General features: G+C 72.6%; 13 protein-coding genes and 1 pseudogene. 5 read left to right on the top strand and 9 right to left on the bottom strand.

The window, feature by feature from the left end:
- Window positions 1–9: 9 nt before the first annotated feature.
- Complete coding sequence (locus tag AB0E88_RS08945) at window positions 10–2,523, bottom strand: DUF3516 domain-containing protein (protein ID WP_361626195.1); 2,514 nt, start codon at window positions 2,521–2,523, stop codon at window positions 10–12.
- Between the two features lie 145 nt (window positions 2,524–2,668).
- Here AB0E88_RS08945 and AB0E88_RS08940 point away from each other — a divergent pair, with 145 nt between their 5' ends.
- Window positions 2,669–3,463, top strand: coding sequence for a metal-dependent hydrolase (locus AB0E88_RS08940; RefSeq protein WP_361626192.1), 795 nt, complete (start codon window positions 2,669–2,671; stop codon window positions 3,461–3,463).
- A gap of 71 nt (window positions 3,464–3,534) precedes the next feature.
- Here the strand turns inward: AB0E88_RS08940 and AB0E88_RS08935 are convergent, their stop codons facing one another.
- The 4 genes from AB0E88_RS08935 to AB0E88_RS08920 form a co-directional block, all read right to left on the bottom strand.
- Window positions 3,535–3,789: a type B 50S ribosomal protein L31 gene (locus AB0E88_RS08935; RefSeq protein WP_361626189.1), complete on the bottom strand. Its 255-nt coding sequence runs from the start codon at window positions 3,787–3,789 to the stop codon at window positions 3,535–3,537.
- 78 nt (window positions 3,790–3,867) lie between these two features.
- Window positions 3,868–4,338 (bottom strand): DUF5709 domain-containing protein, encoded by a 471-nt coding sequence (locus tag AB0E88_RS08930; RefSeq protein WP_361626186.1) that lies wholly within the window; start codon window positions 4,336–4,338, stop codon window positions 3,868–3,870.
- Between the two features lie 537 nt (window positions 4,339–4,875).
- A complete protein-coding gene (locus AB0E88_RS08925; RefSeq protein WP_361626183.1) occupies window positions 4,876–6,657 on the bottom strand; it encodes an ABC transporter ATP-binding protein in 1,782 nt (593 codons plus the stop codon).
- Window positions 6,654–8,627 carry an ABC transporter ATP-binding protein gene (locus tag AB0E88_RS08920; protein ID WP_361626180.1) on the bottom strand — a complete coding sequence of 658 codons (1,974 nt, stop codon included), beginning with the start codon at window positions 8,625–8,627 and terminating at the stop codon, window positions 6,654–6,656. Before AB0E88_RS08920 ends, AB0E88_RS08925 begins: the two co-directional genes overlap by 4 nt.
- 225 nt (window positions 8,628–8,852) lie before the next feature.
- On the opposite strand from AB0E88_RS08920, the gene AB0E88_RS08915 reads away from it, so the two are divergent.
- Together AB0E88_RS08915 and AB0E88_RS08910 are read left to right on the top strand one after the other, a co-directional pair.
- Window positions 8,853–9,593, top strand: coding sequence for a L,D-transpeptidase family protein (locus AB0E88_RS08915; protein WP_361626177.1), 741 nt, complete (start codon window positions 8,853–8,855; stop codon window positions 9,591–9,593).
- Window positions 9,594–9,987: 394 nt separating this feature from the next.
- Window positions 9,988–11,508, top strand: a pseudogene (locus tag AB0E88_RS08910) (peptide-N4-asparagine amidase); the annotation flags it as partial.
- Between the two features lie 14 nt (window positions 11,509–11,522).
- Here the strand turns inward: AB0E88_RS08910 and AB0E88_RS08905 are convergent.
- Window positions 11,523–11,972 carry a MarR family transcriptional regulator gene (locus AB0E88_RS08905; RefSeq protein ID WP_361626174.1) on the bottom strand — a complete coding sequence of 150 codons (450 nt, stop codon included), beginning with the start codon at window positions 11,970–11,972 and terminating at the stop codon, window positions 11,523–11,525.
- Window positions 11,973–12,148: 176 nt separating this feature from the next.
- On the opposite strand from AB0E88_RS08905, the gene AB0E88_RS08900 reads away from it, so the two are divergent.
- Both AB0E88_RS08900 and mltG read left to right on the top strand, forming a co-directional pair.
- Complete coding sequence (locus AB0E88_RS08900; protein ID WP_361626171.1) at window positions 12,149–13,978, top strand: ABC transporter ATP-binding protein; 1,830 nt, start codon at window positions 12,149–12,151, stop codon at window positions 13,976–13,978.
- A 52-nt stretch (window positions 13,979–14,030) separates the two neighbouring features.
- Entirely contained in the window at window positions 14,031–14,945 is a 915-nt protein-coding gene (mltG, locus tag AB0E88_RS08895; protein ID WP_361626168.1) for an endolytic transglycosylase MltG, read from the top strand.
- Window positions 14,946–14,969: 24 nt separating this feature from the next.
- On the opposite strand, the gene AB0E88_RS08890 is transcribed toward mltG, so the two are convergent.
- From AB0E88_RS08890 to AB0E88_RS08880, 3 genes are all read right to left on the bottom strand, one after another.
- Window positions 14,970–16,055, bottom strand: coding sequence for an NAD(P)-binding domain-containing protein (locus AB0E88_RS08890; RefSeq protein WP_361626165.1), 1,086 nt, complete (start codon window positions 16,053–16,055; stop codon window positions 14,970–14,972).
- 161 nt (window positions 16,056–16,216) lie between these two features.
- Window positions 16,217–17,368 carry an LLM class flavin-dependent oxidoreductase gene (locus AB0E88_RS08885; RefSeq protein ID WP_361626162.1) on the bottom strand — a complete coding sequence of 384 codons (1,152 nt, stop codon included), beginning with the start codon at window positions 17,366–17,368 and terminating at the stop codon, window positions 16,217–16,219.
- A 1-nt stretch (window position 17,369) separates the two neighbouring features.
- Window positions 17,370–18,398: an ABC transporter substrate-binding protein gene (locus AB0E88_RS08880; RefSeq protein ID WP_361626160.1), complete on the bottom strand. Its 1,029-nt coding sequence runs from the start codon at window positions 18,396–18,398 to the stop codon at window positions 17,370–17,372.
- Window positions 18,399–18,434: the final 36 nt, after the last annotated feature.

Below are 18,434 nucleotides of genomic sequence, written 5' to 3'. Positions count from 1 at the left end.
CTCCTGTGGTCACAGCTGGCCGACGTCGGTGACGCGGACGACGGCGCGGCCCTCGGCGTCGGAGGCGGTCAGGTCGACCTCCGCGCTGATGCCCCAGTCGTGGTCGCCGTTCGGGTCGTCGAAGATCTGACGGACGCGCCACAGCGCGTTCTCCGGCTCCTCCTGGATGACGAGGAGCTTGGGTCCGCGGGCGTCGGGGCCGGTGCCGAGGTCGTCGTACTCGTCCCAGTACTTGTCCATCGCCTCGCCCCAGGCGTCCGCGTCCCAGCCGGACTCGGCGTCCATCTCGCCGAGCTCCTCCACCTGGTCCAGGGCCGCCAGCTCGACCCGGCGGAACATGGCGTTGCGGACGAGCACACGGAAGGCGCGCGCGTTCGTGGTGACCGGCTTGACCTCGTCGGCCTTCTCCTGGGCCTCCTCGGCGGTCATCTCCGCCGGGTTGGCGAGCTGCTCCCACTCGTCCAGCAGGCTCGAGTCGACCTGGCGCACCATCTCGCCGAGCCATTCGATCAGGTCCTGAAGGTCCTCGGACTTCAGGTCGTCCGGGATGTTGTGGTCCAGGGCCTTGTAGGCGCTCGCGAGGTAGCGCAGCACGATGCCCTCGGTGCGGGCCAGCTCGTAGTAGGAGACCAGTTCCGTGAAGGACATCGCCCGTTCGTACATGTCGCGCACGACGGACTTCGGCGACAGCGGGTGGTCGCCGACCCACGGGTGGCTCTTGCGGTAGGTGTTGTAGGCGTGGAAGAGCAGCTCCTCCAGCGGCTTGGGGTAGCTGATGTCCTGGAGGCGCTCCATGCGCTCCTCGTACTCCACGCCGTCGGCCTTCATGGCGGCCACGGCCTCGCCGCGGACCTTGTTCTGCTGGGCGGCGAGGATCTGGCGCGGATCGTCCAGCGTGGACTCCACGACCGACACCATGTCCAGCGCGTACGACGGCGATTCCGGGTCGAGGAGCTCGAACGCGGCCAGCGCGAAGGTGGACAGCGGCTGGTTGAGCGCGAAGTCCTGCTGGAGGTCCACGGTGAGGCGGACGATCCGGCCCTCGGCGTCCGGCGCGTCCAGCTTCTCGACGATGCCGCCGTCCAGCAGCGAGCGGTAGATCGCGATCGCCCGGCGGATGTGCCGCAGCTGCTGCTTGCGGGGCTCGTGGTTGTCCTCCAGCAGCCGGCGCATCGCCTCGAAGGCGTTGCCGGGCCGGGCGATCACCGACAGCAGCATGGTGTGCGTGACCCGGAAGCGGGAGGTCAGCGGTTCCGGCTCGGAGGCGATGAGCTTCTCGAAGGTGTTCTCCGTCCAGCCGACGAAGCCCTCCGGCGCCTTCTTGCGGACGACCTTGCGGCGCTTCTTCGGGTCGTCGCCCGCCTTGGCGAGCGCCTTCTCGTTCTCGATGACGTGCTCCGGCGCCTGGGCGACGACGAAGCCCGCCGTGTCGAAACCGGCCCGCCCCGCCCGTCCGGCGATCTGGTGGAACTCACGCGCGCGCAGCGTACGCACCCGGTTGCCGTCGTACTTGGTCAGGGCGGTGAACAGCACCGTGCGGATGGGCACGTTGACGCCGACGCCGAGGGTGTCCGTGCCGCAGATGACCTTCAGCAGGCCCGCCTGGGCGAGCTTCTCCACCAGGCGCCGGTACTTGGGCAGCATGCCCGCGTGGTGCACGCCGATGCCGTGCCGCACGTACCGGGAGAGGTTGCGGCCGAACTTGGTGGTGAAACGGAAGTTGCCGATCAGCTCGGCGATCCGGTCCTTCTCCTCGCGCGAGCACATGTTGATGCTCATCAGCGCCTGCGCCCGCTCCACCGCCTGCGCCTGCGTGAAGTGCACGATGTACACCGGAGCCTGCTTGGTCTCCAGCAGGTCGGTGAGCGTCTCCGTCAGCGGGGTGAGGCAGTACTCGTAGGAGAGCGGCACGGGCCGGGTCGCCGAGCGGACCACCGCCGTGGGGCGCCCGGTGCGGCGCGTGAGGTCCTTCTCGAAGAAGGACACATCGCCCAGCGTGGCCGACATCAGGATGAACTGCGCCTGCGGCAGCTCCAGCAGAGGGATCTGCCAGGCCCAGCCGCGGTCCGGTTCCGCGTAGAAGTGGAACTCGTCCATGACGACCTGGCCGATGTCCGCGTCCTTGCCGTCGCGCAGCGCGATGGAGGCGAGCACCTCCGCCGTGCAGCAGATGACGGGGGCGTCGGCGTTGACGGAGGCGTCGCCGGTCAGCATGCCGACGTTCTCCGTGCCGAAGAGCTTGCACAGCTCGAAGAACTTCTCCGACACCAGCGCCTTGATCGGAGCGGTGTAGAAGGTGACCTCGTCGCGGGCCAGCGCCGCGAAGTGCGCGCCGGCGGCGATCATGCTCTTGCCGGAGCCGGTGGGCGTCGACACGATCACGTTCGCGCCGGAGACCGCCTCGATCAGCGCTTCCTCCTGGTGCGGATAGAGCGTGAGACCGCGCTCCTGGGCCCAGGACTCGAAGGCTTCGTACAGGGCGTCGGGGTCGGCGGTCTTCGGCAGCTGATCGATGAGGGTCACGCCCCCATCTTGCCTGGCCCGGCACCCGATGCGGGAATCGGATGTTCCCGCCAAGATCACGACCGCTACGCTGTGTCGCCGACGGAACGTCATCGCGCCCGCTCAACTGGACGGCGCGAGAAGAGGAATGGGGCGGGCAACGGCCATGATGGGACCAGCACACTCACTGTCGGGCGCCGCGGCCTGGCTCGGCGTCGGTGCGGCGGCCGCCGCGGCCGGGCATCCGATGCCCTGGCCGGTGGTGCTCTCGGGTGCGCTGATCTGTGCCGGTGCCGCGCTCGCACCGGATCTGGACCACAAGGCGGCCACGATCTCCCGCGCCTTCGGCCCGATCTCGCGCGGGCTGTGCGAGATCGTCGACAAGCTGTCGTACGCGGTCTACAAGGCGACTCGCAAGAAGGGGGACGCGCGCCGCTCGGGCGGCCACCGCACGCTCACCCACACCTGGCTGTGGGCGGTCCTGATCGGAGCGGGCACCTCGGCGCTGGCGATCACGGGCGGCCGCTGGGCGGTGCTGGCGATCCTCTTCGTCCACATGGTGCTGGCGATCGAGGGGCTGCTGTGGCGGGCGGCCCGCGGGTCCAGCAGCGACGTGCTGGTGTGGCTGCTGGCCGCCGCGAGCGCCTGGATCATCGCCGGGTGGCTGGACAAGCCGGGCAATGGCTCCGACTGGCTGTTCACGGCACCGGGCCAGCAGTACCTGTGGCTGGGACTGCCGATCGTGCTGGGTGCGCTGGTGCACGACATCGGGGACGCGCTGACCGTGTCCGGCTGCCCGATCCTGTGGCCGATCCCGGTGGGCCGCAAGCGCTGGTACCCGATAGGGCCGCCCAGGATGATGCGGTTCCGGGCCGGCAGCTGGGTCGAGCTGAAGGTGCTCATGCCGGCGTTCATGCTGCTCGGGGGAGTGGGCGGGGCGGCGGCCCTCAACTTCATCTGAGCGGCCCCAGCCGGTCCGGCCCGCGTCGTCGGCCCCGCCGCCCTGCGGTGCCACGGCCGGGCGGCGCGCCGCTAGGAGGCCTCGCCGCCGCCGTAGCGCCGTTCGAAGCGGGCGATGCGGCCCTCGGTGTCCACGGTGCGGGCCTTGCCGGTGTAGAAGGGGTGGCTCTCGGAGGAGATCTCGACGTCCACCACCGGGTAGCTCTCCCCGTCGTCCCAGTCGATGGTCTCGTCGCTGGTCGCGGTGGACCGGGTCAGGAAGGCGTAGCCGGCGGCACGGTCGCGGAAGACGACCGGGTGGTACTCGGGGTGCTTGTCCTGCTGCATGGCGGCTCCTCGGGGTGGGCCTGCGGGGGTCGGGGGAAGCGGGGCGCGGCGGCGCCGGAGCCGGCCGGGCCGCGGGGGTCAGCCGGAGAGGGCGTCCTCGTCGACGATGTGCATCGCGGCCTCCTCGGCGGAGGCGGCGGCGCCGTCGATCCCGACGTCCGAGGCGACCAGGGCGGCCTCGTCGTCCTCGTGCGCGCCCTCGTCCGGGGCGACGAGCCGGCCGGAGCGGGCGGCACCGACCTCGTTGTCCAGCGCCTCGCCGTCGGTACCGTCGGTGTCGCCGATGCCGTCGCCGTCGGGCACCGGCGGATCGGGCAGCTCCTCGGCCAGACGCTGGTCGAGGGTCTCGCCCGCATGGCGCTCCGCGGCCGTCACGCCGGTGTGCTCCACCGCCCAGGGCCGCTCCGGAGGGGACCAGCCGCGGTCCAGCGGATCGTCGACGCCGTCGTACTCCAGGGTGTCCTCGGAGTCGAGCACGCCCGTGTCCTCCCGCTGGTCGGACGCGTCGGGCTGGTAGACGTCGTCTCCCCATCCATCGGCGCTGTTCACGGGTACCTCCTGGGGGTGGGGACGGGCCCGCTGTCACGACGGCCGGTCGTGGCCCGCCGGGGTGCGGGACACAGGCCGTGTACGGCACGAGCGGGACGGTCCCCGGGCCTTTCCCTAGCCGGTGCCGCTATCCAGCGTTCCACCCCCGCTTGCCACCGCGCAACGCCAGACGCCCTCCTGTCGGGCCGCGTGGGCGACCCCGGCCGGGCGCGGGCCCGGGCCCACCCCGGTCCGGGGAGCCCTCGAACGGCAGGGCCACCCGTGGAACCCTCGTCCAGCGTCAGGCGGCGGTGGCCCTCGGCGACAGGGCATCCCCGGCGACCGTCACCCGGCAACCAGCCGCGCCGATCACCTGTCGCCCGGCTGCTCGGGTCAGCCCTGCCACGTCCGCTTCGATCAGCTGCCGCACGACGGCTCGGGTCGGCCGCCGCACGACAGCTCGGGTCGGCCGCCGCACGACTGCTCGGCTCTGCCTCCGCGCGCCGGTTCGGGCCGGCCGCCGCGCGCCGGTCCGGATCAGTGGCACGGCCGCTCCGGTCAGCCGTGCCACGACCGCCACAGCGCCGCGTACGCGCCGTCGGCGGCGACGAGGGCGTCATGACTGCCGAGCTCGCTGATGCGGCCGTTCTCGACGACGGCGATGACGTCGGCGTCGTGCGCGGTGTGCAGCCGGTGCGCGATGGCGACGACCGTGCGCCCGTCCAGTACCCGGGCCAGGGACCGCTCCAGATGACGGGCCGCACGCGGGTCGAGCAGGGACGTCGCCTCGTCCAGCACCAGCGTGTGCGGGTCGGCCAGCACCAGCCGGGCGAGCGCGATCTGCTGGGCCTGCGCCGGGGTGAGCGCGAGTCCGCCCGAGCCGACCTCGGTGTCCAGACCGTCCTCCAGGGCGCGGGCCCATTCGCCGGCGTCGACCGCGGCCAGGGCGGCCCACAGTTCGGCGTCCTCGGCGCCGGTACGGGCCAGCAGCAGGTTGTCGCGCAGCGAGCCGACGAACACATGGTGCTCCTGGTTCACCAGGGCCACGTGGGAGCGGATCCGCTCGGCCGGCATCCGGGACAGTTCCGCGTCGCCGAGGGTGATCCGGCCGGCGCGGGGCCCGTAGATGCCGGCCAGCAGCCTGCCCAGGGTGGACTTGCCCGCACCGGAGGGCCCCACCAGGGCCAGCCGGGTGCCGGGCGCCACCCGCAGCGACACCCGGCGCAGCACGTCCACGCCCTCCAGGTAACCGAAGTGCACCTGGTCGGCGTGCACCTCACGGCCGTCCGGGGTCAGCGACGGGTCGCCGGCGTCCGGTTCGATGTCGCGGACGCCGACCAGCCGGGCCAGCGACACCTGGGCGACCTGCAGCTCGTCGTACCAGCGCAGGATCAGGTTGACCGGGTCGACGAGCATCTGGGCGAGCAGCGCGGCGGTCGTCAGCTGACCCACCCCGATCCAGCCCCGCAGCACGAACACGCCGCCGATCATCAGGACCGAGCCCAGCACGGTGACGTGGACGGCGCTGATCACCGGGAAGAGGACCGAGCGCAGCCACAGGGTGTACCGCTCCCACGCGGTCCATTCGGTGATCCGCTGCTCCGACAGCGCGGTGCGGCGCTCGCCCAGCCGGTGCGCCTCGACGGTGTGCCCGGCGTCCACCGTCTCCGCCAGGGCGGCGGCGACGGCGGCGTACCCGGCGGCCTCGGAGCGGTACGCGGACGGTGCCCGGCGGAAGTACCAGCGACAGCCGACGATCAGCAGCGGCAGCGCCAGCAGCACGGCCGGCGCCAGCGGCGGCGCGGTGACGACGAGGCCGCCGAGCAGCAGCACCGTCCACATCACGCCGATCGCCAGCTGGGGTACGGCCTCGCGCATGGCGTTCGCCAGCCGGTCGATGTCGGTGGTGATCCGGGAGAGCAGGTCGCCGGTGCCGGCGCGTTCGAGCACGCCGGGCGGCAGGGCGACCGAGCGGACGAGGAAGTCTTCACGCAGGTCGGCCAGCATCCGCTCGCCCAGCATGGCGCCGCGCAGCCGTACCTGCCGGACGAAGACGGCCTGCACGGCGAGGGCCACGACGAACAGAGCCGCGACGCGGGTGAGATGCAGGTCGGCCGTCTTGTGGGAGACGCGCTCGACGAGGTCGCCCAGCAGCCACGGGCCCACCATGGAGGCGACGACCGCGACCGTGTTGACCCCGATGAGCAGCAGGAAGGCGCGGCGGTGCCGGCGGAACAGTTCGGCCACGTAGGCGCGGACGGTGGCGGGGGCGCCGACGGGCAGGGTGGTCGCCGTCGTCGGGGCCGACGGGTCGTACGGCGGTGGCGCCACGCCGATCATGCGGTCTCCTCGATCTCTTCGATCTCTCGCAGTTCTTCCAGCACGTCCAGATCACCCTCGAGCGTCGTGCCGAGTGCGCCGAGCGCCACGGTCTCGCCGGCGGTCTCCCGCGGCACCACAGCCTCCGTCTCGCCGGCGGTCTTCTGCGGCACCACGGTCTCGCTCTCGTCGGTGGTCTCGCGTGTCACCACCGCCCGGTACCGCGGCTCGCTGTGCACCAGCTCGCGGTGCGTTCCGACCGCCGCGACCCGGCCCTCGTGCACCAGGACGACCTGGTCGGCACGGTCCAGCAGCAGGGGGGAGGAGGTGAACACCACCGTGGTGCGGCCGGCGCGCAGCCGGCCCACGCCCTCGGCGATGCGTGCCTCGGTGTGCGAGTCGACGGCCGAGGTCGGCTCGTCAAGGACGAGCACCTCGGGATCGGTGACCAGGGAGCGGGCGAGGGCGAGGCGCTGGCGCTGGCCGCCGGACAGGGACCGGCCGCGTTCGGTGATGCGGGCGTCCATCGGGTCCGCCGCGTCGAGCGACCCCTGCACCAGCGCCTGGAGCACGTCGTCGCACTGCGCGGCCGTCAGCGCGGCCCGCGCCGAGACGGCACCGGAGGACGGCACGCCCAGCAGCTCGCGCAGGGTGCCGGAGAGCAGTACCGGATCCTTGTCCTGCACGAGCACGGCCGTACGGGCGGCGGCGAGCGGGAGGTCGTCCAGGGGAACACCGCCCAGCCGTACCGATGGACCCTCCTCGGTGGCGTGCCCGCCGAGGCGTTCCGCGAGCCGGCCCGCCACGTCAGGGTCGCCGCACACCACAGCGGTGAGCCGGCCGGCGGAAGCGGTCAAGTCGCTCGCGGGGTCGTGCAGATCACCGGTGGCCGGGACTCGCACATCTCCGGCGGCCGGGACACGCAGGTCACCGGTGGCCGGGGCGTGCGGGTCCCCGGCAGGCGGTCGGGGGGTGCGCGATCCGCCCCCGCCGACGGCCCGCTCCAGGGACAGCACGCGGGCGGCGCGTTGCGCGGACGGCTTGGAGAAGGAGTACGCCATGGCGATCTCCTCGAAGTGCCGCAGCGGGTAGGCGAGAACCATGACCGAGCTGTAGACGGTGACGAGTTCGCCGACGGTGATCCGGCCCTGGCGGGCGAGGTGGACGCCGTAGGCGACGACGCCGATGAGCAGCAGGCCGGGCAGCAGCACCTGCAGAGCCGCGATCAGCGACCACATGCGGGCGCTGCGCACGGCGGCGCGGCGGACTTCCTGCGAGGCGCGGCGGTAGCGGCGCAGGAAGAGTTCCTCGCCGCCGATGCCACGCAGCACGCGCAGTCCGGCCACGGTGTCCGAGGCCAGCTCGGTGGCGCGCCCCGCCTTCTCACGTTGCTCGTCCGCGCGCCGGGTGGCCGCGGGCAGCAGGGGAAGCACGGCCAGCGTGAACACCGGCAGGCCGACCGCGACGGCCACACCGAGCGCGGGCTGGTAGACGGCCACGCCGACGCAGACCGCCACGACGGTGAGCGCCGCCGCGGTGAACCGGGACACGGCCTCCACGAACCAGCCGATCTTCTCCACGTCCGCGGTGGACACGGTGACGACCTCGCCGGCGGCGACTCTCCGGGTCAGCGCCGCGCCCAGCTCGGCGGCCTTGCGGGCCAGCAGCTGCTGGACGCGGGCGGCGGCCGTGATCCAGTTGGTGACGGCGGCCCGGTGCAGGAAGGTGTCGCCGAGCGCGGTGGCCACCCCGCACAGGGCGAGCACCCCGCCGGCCCACGCCAGCCGCGCCCCGGAGCGGTCGACGACGGCCTGGACGGCGAACCCGACGCAGAACGGCAGCGCGGAGACGGCCATGAAGTGCACCAGCCCCCAGGCCAGTGCCTTCAGCTGACCGCCCAGCTGGTTCCGGCCGAGCCACCACAGGAATCGGGGCCCCGAGCGCACGTCGGGCACGCCCGGGTCGGAATACGGAAGGTCGTGAATCTGCATGACGTTCCCAGTGGCTCGTGGCTAGTGGCTCGTGGCTCGTGTCAGGAGGCGGATGGTCGCGGAAGAGGTGAAGGGTGGTGCGGCTGGCCGCAGCGGGCGGTCGGCGGGCGGCGCAGCAAACCGTGACAGGTTGACGCCACAGCGTGCTCGGAATCAAACGGTTTTCCACGCCGCCGAACACCCCCGGCCAGGGGGCCCGCACAACGGCGGTGCCATCATGGACCGATGCGAGACAGCGCCAATGGAGTGATTCGGCGTACGACGGCGGCGACCGCCGCGGTGTGCGCGCTGGCCCTCGGAGTGCTGACCGCGTGCGGCGGTCAGGGATCGGGTGGCGGCCATGACGCGAGGTCAGGCGCACCGGCGGCCCGGCCCAGCGCGGACCCGACCCGTGTCCCCGGAGTCGGTGACCGCCTGTGGCGCCGGATTCCGGCCGAATCCCGCCAGGTGGTCGCGGTCTACGGCGACGGCAAGGACGCGCCCGGTGCCACGGTCGTCCTGTACGACCGCCGTGGTTCCGTCTGGGAGCGGGTGCGCAGCTGGCCGGCGCACAACGGCAAGAGGGGCTGGACGCTCGACCATCACGAGGGCGACAACCGCACCCCGGTGGGTGTGTTCACGCTCAGCGACGCCGGTGGGGTGCTGCCCGACCCCGGCGCGAAACTGCCGTACAGCCGTTCCGCCTCCTTCGCCGCGCCGCACACCTGGGGCAAGAGCGCCTGGCACGACTTCGACTACGTCATCGCCATCGACTACAACCGCGTCAAGGGCACCTCGCCGAACGACCCGACCCGGCCGCAGGGGGAGAAGAAGGGCGGCAGCATCTGGCTGCACATGGACCACGGCAGCGGTACGTCGGCGTGCGTCACGCTGTCCCAGGCGGCCATGGAGTACCTGCTGCGCACGATCGACCCGGCCCTTCATCCGGTGGTGGTCATGGGGGACAAGGCAGACCTGCTCGCCTAGGCGACGGCGTTCGTCGGTCAGAGCGGGCTCGCCGAGACGCCAGGCCCCCGGGGGCCCGCCCAAGGCACCACTCCCCGGGACCCGTCGAAGGCGCCACTCCCCGTCGACCCGTCGAAGGCGCTACCCCCGGGGACCCGTCGACGGCGCTACCCCCCGGGACCCGCCAAGGAGGCCGAGGCCCCATTGCGGGGTGACCGCGCACCCCGTAGAAAGACCGGCCATGAGATGTCGGATCATCATGTCCATGCTCACCGGAGCGACCCTCCTGGCGAGCACCCTCCTGGCGGCCACCCCCGCAGGCGCCGCGCCACCCACCGGCCGGCATGCCGCGCAACCCACCGGCCAGCGGGCCGTACAGCCCACCGGCCGGCAGGCCGCGCAGGGCACCGGCGCAGCACAGAACCCCGACGTGCCCGCCGAGTTCGGCACCGACTGGCACGACCCGGTCACCGCAGCCCCGCCCGTCACCCGGCCGCACTCCCGGTCCTGCCAGGTCACCCTCGCCGAGACGCAGTTCCGCGACTTCACGCCCTACCGGGGCCGCTACGCCCCGCCCGCCGGGTGCGGGAAGCGCTGGAGCAAGGTCGTGCTGCGGCTGGACGGCAAGGTCAAGGGGCGGCAGTTCGACCGGCTGGGATATCTGCACGTCGGCGGGGTCGAAGTCCTGCGGACCTCGACGCCGGAGCCCTCACCCGACGGCATCACATGGTCGGTCGAGAAGGACGTCACGCGCTACAGCGACACCTTCCGCAGCGCACAGGACGTCGAGATGCTCATCGGGAACGTCGTCGACGACACCTACACCGGCGTCATCGACGTCAAAGTGACCCTCACCTTCTACACCGGCGTTCCCGCCGAGCGGGCCCCCGACCGGGTCCTCACCCTCACCGACGGCGCCACGCTCACCGCGCCGCGCAACAGCGAGCGCGTCCTCGCCGAGGTGTACGCGACCGGCTCGGGCGGCGGCTGCGAGGAGTTCTGGTACCTGACGGTGCCGGACGCGGCACCCTACTCCTGCAAGGCGGGCGAGGGGCCGTACCGCGAGGTGCAGATCTCCGTGGACGGACAACTGGCCGGGATCGCCGCCCCGTTCCCGACGGTGTGGACCGGCGGCTGGTCCAACCCCTTCCTCTGGTACGTCGTCCCCGGCCCGCGCGCCTTCGACGTCAAGCCGATCACGTACGACCTGACGCCGTTCGCCGGTCTGCTCGACGACGGGCGTCCGCACCGCGTGGAGGTGAACGTGGCCGGGGTGCCCGCGGGACAGGCCGGCTGGAGCACGCCGGTCAACGTCCTCGTCTGGCAGGACGCCGGCAGGGCGCGGCTCAGCGGGGGACTCACCGCGCACCGGGCGGGTGACCTCGCCAACTCATCGGTCTACACGCCCGGTTCCGAGCACCGTGTGGACTCCCGGGGCGGTCACCGCCTCACCGTCGCCGGCTACCTCGACACCTCGCACGGCCGGGTGACGACCACCGTCGACCGCGTCCTCACCGGCACCTCCGCACACCGCTGGAACGACGGCGAGACCGTGGACGGCCTGGACGCGACCTGGACGGACGACGAGAGTGTGACCGTGGACGGGCGCGGACCGGCCCGCACCACGCACACCCGGCGGACGTACACGATGAACGGCACCATCACGATCGGCGCGGACGACCGGCTGCGCACCGTGCTCACGATGGGCGACCGCGCGGCCGTGGACGAGACGCGGGGCGGACGGCGCACGGCGTGGTCCCGGTTCGACGACACCTACGCCGGGGACGCCGCGTACACGATGAACGTGCCGCGCGACCAGCGCCACGCGGTCGGGACGAGCCGCGAACGCTACCGGCTGTACGGCTCCGGCGGCTGCTACGACAAGACCCTCGTGACCCGTCAGGGGGTGCTCGTGGAGGACGGCGACGGCTGCTGAGCGGGACCCGCCCCTCAGCAGCGCTCCGCCGGCCCGCCGTCGATCAGCGTGTCCAGCAGGTCCCCGAACACCGCGCGCTGTTCCTGCGTCAGCGGGGCGAGGATCTCCTCCGCCGCCGAGCGGCGGGCCGTGTGGAGTTCGCGGAGCGTCGCGCGGCCCTGGTCCGTCAGTTCGATGCGGGTCACCCGGCGATTGGCCGGATCCGGGGCCCGGCGCACCTGGCCGCTTCCCTCCAGTGCGTCCACGAGCGTCGTGACCGCGCGCGGGACGACCTCCAGCCGCTCGGCGAGGTCGGCCATGCGCGGCGGCGTGCTGTAGTGCGCGAGGGTGCGCAGCAGACGGGACTGGGCCGGGGTGATGCCCAGGTCGCGCGTGTGCAGATGGCGCTTCTGGATGCGGTGCACCCGGCGGGTGAGCCGCAGCAGCTGCTCGGCGAGCAGGCCGTCGGAGTCGGGCGAGGTCATGCGGGAACAATATCAGGACGTAGTTCATTGTGAGTTTAGGTAACAATGAGCTATGGTCCGTCCGGCCGGTGGTGGTGCGCGTGCGCCGTGCCGCACGCGCACCGCCCACCCGCGGCACCATCCCCGCGGCACCGTCCACCCCGCAGGCCCGCCCGCCCCACACTCCGTAGGAGCCCATGCATCCCGATCACGCCCCCACCTGGACCCCACCCGCCGACGCGGCGTCGCAGCCCCGGCAGGTCCGCCGGATCCTGCGCCTCTTCCGCCCCTACCGTGGCCGGCTCGCCGTCGTCGGCCTGCTCGTCGGCGCCTCCTCGCTCGTCTCCGTCGCCACGCCCTTCCTGCTGAAGGAGACGCTGGACGTCGCGATCCCCGAGGGGCGCACCGGGCTGCTCAGCCTGCTCGCCCTCGGCATGATCCTCAGCGCCGTCCTCACGAGCGTCTTCGGCGTGCTGCAGACCCTGATCTCCACCACCGTCGGCCAGCGCGTCATGCACGATCTGCGCACCGCCGTCTACGGCCGTCTGCAGCGCATGTCGCTCGCCTTCTTCACCCGCACCCGCACCGGCGAGGTGCAGTCCCGCATCGCCAACGACATCGGCGGCATGCAGGCGACGGTCACCTCGACCGCCACCTCCCTCGTCTCCAACTTCACCAGCGTCGTCGCCACCGTCGTCGCGATGATCGCCCTGGACTGGCGGCTCACCGTCGTCTCCCTGCTCCTGCTGCCGGTGTTCGTGTGGATCAGCCGCCGCGTCGGCAAGGAGCGCCGCAAGATCACCACTCAGCGGCAGAAGCAGATGGCCGCCATGGCCGCCACGGTCACCGAGTCCTTGTCGGTCAGCGGCATCCTGCTCGGGCGCACCATGGGCCGCTCCGACTCTCTGACCGCGTCCTTCGCCGAGGAGTCCGCGGCTCTCGTCGGCCTGGAGGTGCGGTCCAACATGGCCGGACGCTGGCGCATGGCCGTCATCACGATCGTCATGGCCGCGATGCCCGCCGTCATCTACTGGACCGCCGGTCTCGCCCTCCAGGCGGGCGGCCCCGACGTCTCCATCGGCACGATCGTCGCCTTCGTCTCCCTCCAGCAGGGGCTGTTCCGGCCGACCGTCAGCCTGCTGTCCACGGGGGTGCAGATCCAGACCTCCCTCGCGCTCTTCCAGCGCATCTTCGAGTACCTGGACCTGCCCATCGACATCACCGAGCGCGACGAACCGGTCCACCTCGACCAGATCAAGGGCGAGGTCCGCTTCGAGGACGTCACCTTCCGCTACGACGACAAGGCGGAAAAGGGCACCGAGGGCGGCAGCACCCGTCCCGTCCTCGACGGCGTCGACCTGACGGTCCCGGCCGGCGGCAGCCTCGCCGTCGTCGGACCGACCGGAGCCGGCAAGTCCACCCTCGGCTACCTGGTGCCCCGGCTGTACGACGTGACCGACGGCCGGGTGACCCTCGACGGCGTCGATGTGCGTGACCTCGACTTCGACACCCTGGCCCGGGCGGTCGGCGTCGTGTCCCAGGAGACGTATCTCTTCCACGCCTCCGTCGCCGACAACCTCCGTTTCGCCAAGCCGGACGCCACCGAGGACGAACTGCACGCCGCGGCGCGCGCGGCGCAGATCCACGACCACATCATGTCCCTGCCCGACGGCTACGACACGGTCGTCGGCGAGCGCGGCCACCGCTTCTCCGGCGGCGAGAAGCAGCGCCTGGCCATCGCCCGCACCATCCTGCGCGACCCTCCGGTTCTCATCCTCGACGAGGCGACCAGCGCGCTGGACACCCGCACCGAGGCCGCCGTGCAGCAGGCGATCGACGCCCTGTCCGCCGACCGCACCACGCTCACCATCGCCCACCGGCTCTCCACGATCCGGGGCGCCGACCAGATCGTCGTCCTGGACTCCGGCCGGGTCGCCGAGCGCGGTACGCACGACGAACTGCTGGCACGGCAGGGGCGGTACGCGGCCCTGGTCCGCCGGGACGCCCGTCTGGAGCCGACGAGCTGACGCCCGGGAGGGTTTGCCGGGTTTGTGGTGATATGCGGGATACCGTGCCCGCATGCAGATGAACACTCGGCGACGCAGGACGGGGAGCGCGAGGGCGGCGAGGGGCACCGGGGGCAGGACGACCGCACCACGGACGGGCGGGGGGAACACCGGCGGAGCGATCCGGCTGACCCGTCGCGGCCGTCTCGTCCTCATCGCCGCCGGAGCCGTCGTCGCCGCCACGGCCGTGACGGTACCGCTGCTGATCCTGGGGGGCGGGGCGGGCCGGACGGCGACCCTGGTCGTTCCCGAGGGCTGGCGCGCCGCGCAGGTCTACGACGCCGTGGACAAGGCGCTCGCCCTGCCGCCCGGCAGCACACGCAAGTCTCTCGCCAAGGCCCGTCTGAAGCTGCCGAGCGATGCCGGCGGCAACCCGGAGGGCTACCTCTACCCGGCGACGTACCCGCTGGGCGACAAGGACACGACGACGCCGGAGCAGGTGCTCGCGGCGATGGTCGACACCGCGAACCGCAGGTTCAACGGCGCCCCCGTCGCCGCCGGCGCCCAGCGCAACGCGATGAACGCCTACCAGGCGGTCACCATCGCCAGCATCGTGCAGGCCGAGGCCGCGACCAAGGAGGACATGGGCAAGGTGGCCCGGGTCGTCTTCAACCGGCTGGAGCGGGGCATGCCGCTGCAGATGGACTCCACCCTCAACTACGCGCTCGGCCGCTCCACCCTGCGCACGACGACCGCCGACACCCGCCTGGACAGCCCCTACAACTCCTACCAGCGCATGGGTCTGCCCCCCACGCCGATCGACAACCCGGGCGCCGACGCGATGCGGGCGGCGATCAACCCGCCGCCGGGCGACTGGCTGTACTTCGTCACGGTCAAGCCCGGCGACACCCGCTTCACCGCCGACTACGCCGAACACCAGCGCAACGTCGCCGAGTTCAACCGCGCGCAGCGGGCCGCCGGGCACTGAGCGATGGGGGCCGGGCCCGGGACGTCAGGCCGCCACCGGCTCCGGGTCCCGCCGCGCCAGCAGCCGCCGGATGTCCCGTACGGCCGCGCGTCCGGCCCGGTTCGCGCCGATGGTGCTGGCCGACGGGCCGTAACCGACCAGGTGGATGCGCGGATCGGCGACGGCGCGCGTGCTCTCGACGCGGATCCCGCCGCCCGGCTCGCGCAGCCGCAGCGGTGCCAAGTGGTCGATCGCCGGGCGGAACCCCGTCGCCCACAGGATGACGTCCGCCTCCACCCGCCGCCCGTCCCGCCACTCCACGCCGTCCGAGGTGATCCGGTCGAACATCGGCTGCCGGTCCAGGACGCCGTCGGCGATGCCCTGCCGTACCGCGTCGTTCAGCGGCAGCCCGGTGACCGACACGACACTGCGCGGCGGCAGCCCCTGCCGCACCCGCTCCTCCACCAGCGCGACCGCCGCACGGCCCGCCTCCTGGTCGAAGGGGCCCTCGCGGAACACCGGCGGCCGCCGGGTGACCCAGGTGGTGGCCGCGGCACCGGGGGCCAGCTCCAGCAGGTGCTGGGTGCCGGAGGCGCCCCCGCCCACCACCACGACGCGCCGCCCGGCGAACCACTGAGGCCCCGGGTACCGCGCCGTGTGCACCTGCTGCCCGCGGAAGGTCTCCTGCCCGGGGTAGCGCGGCCAGAACGGCCGGTCCCAGGTGCCGGTGGCGTTGATCAGGGCGCGCGTCGCCCACACGCCGTCGGAGGTCTCGACGAGCAGCCGCCCGTCCGGCCCCTCCCGCACGGCCGAAACGTCCACCGGGCGCCGCACCCGCAGATCGAAGGCGCGCTCGTACGCCGCGAAGTACTCGCCGATCACCTGCGACGACGGCCGCGCCGGGTCCGCTCCGGTCAGTTCCATACCGGGCAGCGCGTGCATCCCGTGCACCTTGCCGTACGTCAGCGACGGCCACCGGAACTGCCACGCGCCGCCGGGGCCGGGGGAGTGGTCCAGCACCACGAAGTCCCGCTCCGGTGCGAAACCGGTGCGGCGCAGGTGGTAGGCGCCGGCCAGACCCGCCTGCCCCGCGCCCACGACGACGACCTCGACCTCGCGCAGTTCGTTCACGTTTCTACCAACGCCCGCACGGCCGTGGATCTTCCCCGGACCTGCCCCGCGTGGATCTTCGCCGGACGGTCCGGATGCGTGGATCTTCTCCCAGCGGCCCGGAAGCGTGGATCTTCTCCGAGCGGCCCGGAAGCGTGGATCTTCCCTGCACCCGGTACGCCCTACCGCCCGCTCGCCACCGCCAGCGGCACCCGTGCGTCGGGCGCCGCCGCCGCGCCCGCCAGCAGCCCCCGCGCCGCCAGCTCCGGTATCACCCCCTCCCCGAACCAGTACGCCTCCTCCAGGTGCGGATAGCCGGACAGCACGAAGTGCTCCACGCCCAGCGCGTGATACTCCTCGATCAGGTCGGCGACCTCGGCGTGGCTGCCGACCAGCGCCGTCCCCGCACCCCCGCGGACCAGCCCGACCCCCGCCCACAGATGGGGGTGGATCTCCAGCTTGTCCCGCGAACCCCCGTGCAGGGCCAGCATCCGCTGCTGCCCGACCGACTCGCTGCGCCCCAGCGCCGCCTGCGCGGCCGCGACCGTGTCCGCGTCGAGGTCGTCGAGCAGCTGGTTCGCCGTCGCCCACGCCTCGGCGGCCGAATCCCGGGAGATCGTGTGCAGCCGGATCCCGAACCGGACGGTGCGCCCCTCCCGCTCCGCCAGGCCACGGATCCAGTCGATCTTCTCCTTCACCTGGGCCGGAGGCTCGCCCCAGGTCAGGTACACGTCCGCGTGGCGGGCCGCGACCGGCCCGGCGGCCGGAGAGGACCCGCCGAAGAACAGCTGCGGCACCGGGTCGGGCGGCAGCGCGGTGAGAGCGCCGTCGACCTGGTAGTGCTCGCCCCGGAAGTCGTACGGTCCGCCACGCCACACCCCGCGCACCACGGACAGGAACTCGTCGGTGCGCGCGTAGCGCCCGTCGTGGCCGAGCCGGTCGCCGAACCGCCGCTGCTCGGTCGAGTCGCCACCGGTGACCACGTTGAGCAGCAGCCGCCCGCCCGTCAGCCGCTGGTAGGTCGACGCCATCTGCGCGGCCAGCGTCGGTGACAGCAGCCCCGGCCGGAACGCCACCAGGAACTTCAGCCGCTCGGTGTGCTGGGCGAGGGCCACGGTGGTCAGCCAGGCGTCCTCGCACCAGGTGCCGGTCGGCGTCAGCACCGCCTCGAAGCCGAGGCGTTCGGCCGCCTTGGCGATCTGCGCGAGGTAGTCCAGGTCGGGCGCACGCACCCCGCTGACCCTGCCGGTTGTGTCCGGGCCGTAGGCGTGCCGGTCCACCAGGGTCCGGCCGTCCCCGCCCGTCGGCAGGAACCAGTGCAGTCGGACGGTCATCTCAGGACTCCTTCGAGGGGCGGGGCGCCGACGTCGACGCCGGCAGGGTGCCGTTGAACCGGGTGTCGGTGAAGGCGCCGAAGTCCACCTTCCGCGGGATCAGCTTCAGACCGGCGAAGGTGTCCGCGATCTGCTGCTCGGAGGCGATCAGCGGCCCGTCGACGGCGACCGGAACCCGGGTTCCGTAGGTGCGCTGCACAGCGGCCAGCGCCACCTCGTAGGGCAGCCCGGTGTCCTTCGCCCACACCTTGGCCCACTCCTCGGGATGCGCGGACACCCAGTCCTGGGCCCGCCGCAGCCGCTGCAGAAAGTCCTTGATCGCGGCGGCCTTCTTCGTGTCCTTCAGTGCGGCCGGCGCGGCGACCTGGAACGTCAGCCCGTTGGTGATGCCGTCCCCGGTGGTCAGCACCCGCCCCTGCTTGCCCTGGAGCACCTGGGAGGAGTACGGGTCCCACACCGCCCACGCGTCGACCTTGCCGGAGGTGAACGCGGCCAGCGCGTCGGCGGGCTGGAGATACTTGACGTGCACGTCGCCGAGGGTGAGCCCGGCCTTCCGCAGCGAGGCGACCAGCTGGTAGTGCGCGGAAGAGCCCTGCGCCACGGCGACGGAGTGCCCCTTGAGCTGCTGGGGGCTGCTCAGCTTCGAGTCGTTCGGCACCAGGATGGTGTCGCCCTTCGACGTGCCGTGCCAGGCCGCCACCACCGTGATCTTCGACCCGGCGCCGGCCGCGAACACCGGTGGGGTGTTGCCGACGCCCCCGATGTCGACCGCGCGGGCGTTGACGGCCTCGAGCAGCGGGGGGCCGGAGGTGAAGGTGGACCACTTGATCTTGTAGTCGAGGTCCTTGAGTTCGCCGGCCGCGCGCAGGACGGCCTCGGAACCGCCCTTCTGGTCACCGACGTTCAGGGTCAGGGAGCCCTTGCCGTCGGTGCCGCCACCGCCCGTCTGCGCGGCGGAGGTGCCGCCGCAGGCGGAGAGCAGGAGTGCGAGGGGCAGGAGCAGCGCGGCGGGGACGAGACGTCGTCGCATCAGGGTTCCGTTCTGGGACGTGGTCGGGAGAGGGAG

It is taken from the genome of Streptomyces sp. NPDC028635 (assembly GCF_040637635.1).
Lineage (GTDB): Bacteria > Actinomycetota > Actinomycetes > Streptomycetales > Streptomycetaceae > Streptomyces.
The sequence above is the reverse complement of the archived record's forward strand: the minus strand, read 5'-3'. Positions and strand labels throughout refer to the sequence as shown.

Coding starts and splice junctions, on each gene's coding strand:
- AB0E88_RS08940 (WP_361626192.1), top strand. CDS start 2,669: ATGATGGGACCAGCACACTCACTGTCGGGCGCCGCGGCCTGGCTCGGC.
- AB0E88_RS08935 (WP_361626189.1), bottom strand. CDS start 3,789: ATGCAGCAGGACAAGCACCCCGAGTACCACCCGGTCGTCTTCCGCGAC.
- AB0E88_RS08925 (WP_361626183.1), bottom strand. CDS start 6,657: ATGATCGGCGTGGCGCCACCGCCGTACGACCCGTCGGCCCCGACGACG.
- AB0E88_RS08920 (WP_361626180.1), bottom strand. CDS start 8,627: ATGCAGATTCACGACCTTCCGTATTCCGACCCGGGCGTGCCCGACGTG.
- AB0E88_RS08915 (WP_361626177.1), top strand. CDS start 8,853: ATGCGAGACAGCGCCAATGGAGTGATTCGGCGTACGACGGCGGCGACC.
- AB0E88_RS08905 (WP_361626174.1), bottom strand. CDS start 11,972: ATGACCTCGCCCGACTCCGACGGCCTGCTCGCCGAGCAGCTGCTGCGG.
- AB0E88_RS08900 (WP_361626171.1), top strand. CDS start 12,149: ATGCATCCCGATCACGCCCCCACCTGGACCCCACCCGCCGACGCGGCG.
- mltG (WP_361626168.1), top strand. CDS start 14,031: ATGCAGATGAACACTCGGCGACGCAGGACGGGGAGCGCGAGGGCGGCG.
- AB0E88_RS08885 (WP_361626162.1), bottom strand. CDS start 17,368: ATGACCGTCCGACTGCACTGGTTCCTGCCGACGGGCGGGGACGGCCGG.
- AB0E88_RS08880 (WP_361626160.1), bottom strand. CDS start 18,398: ATGCGACGACGTCTCGTCCCCGCCGCGCTGCTCCTGCCCCTCGCACTC.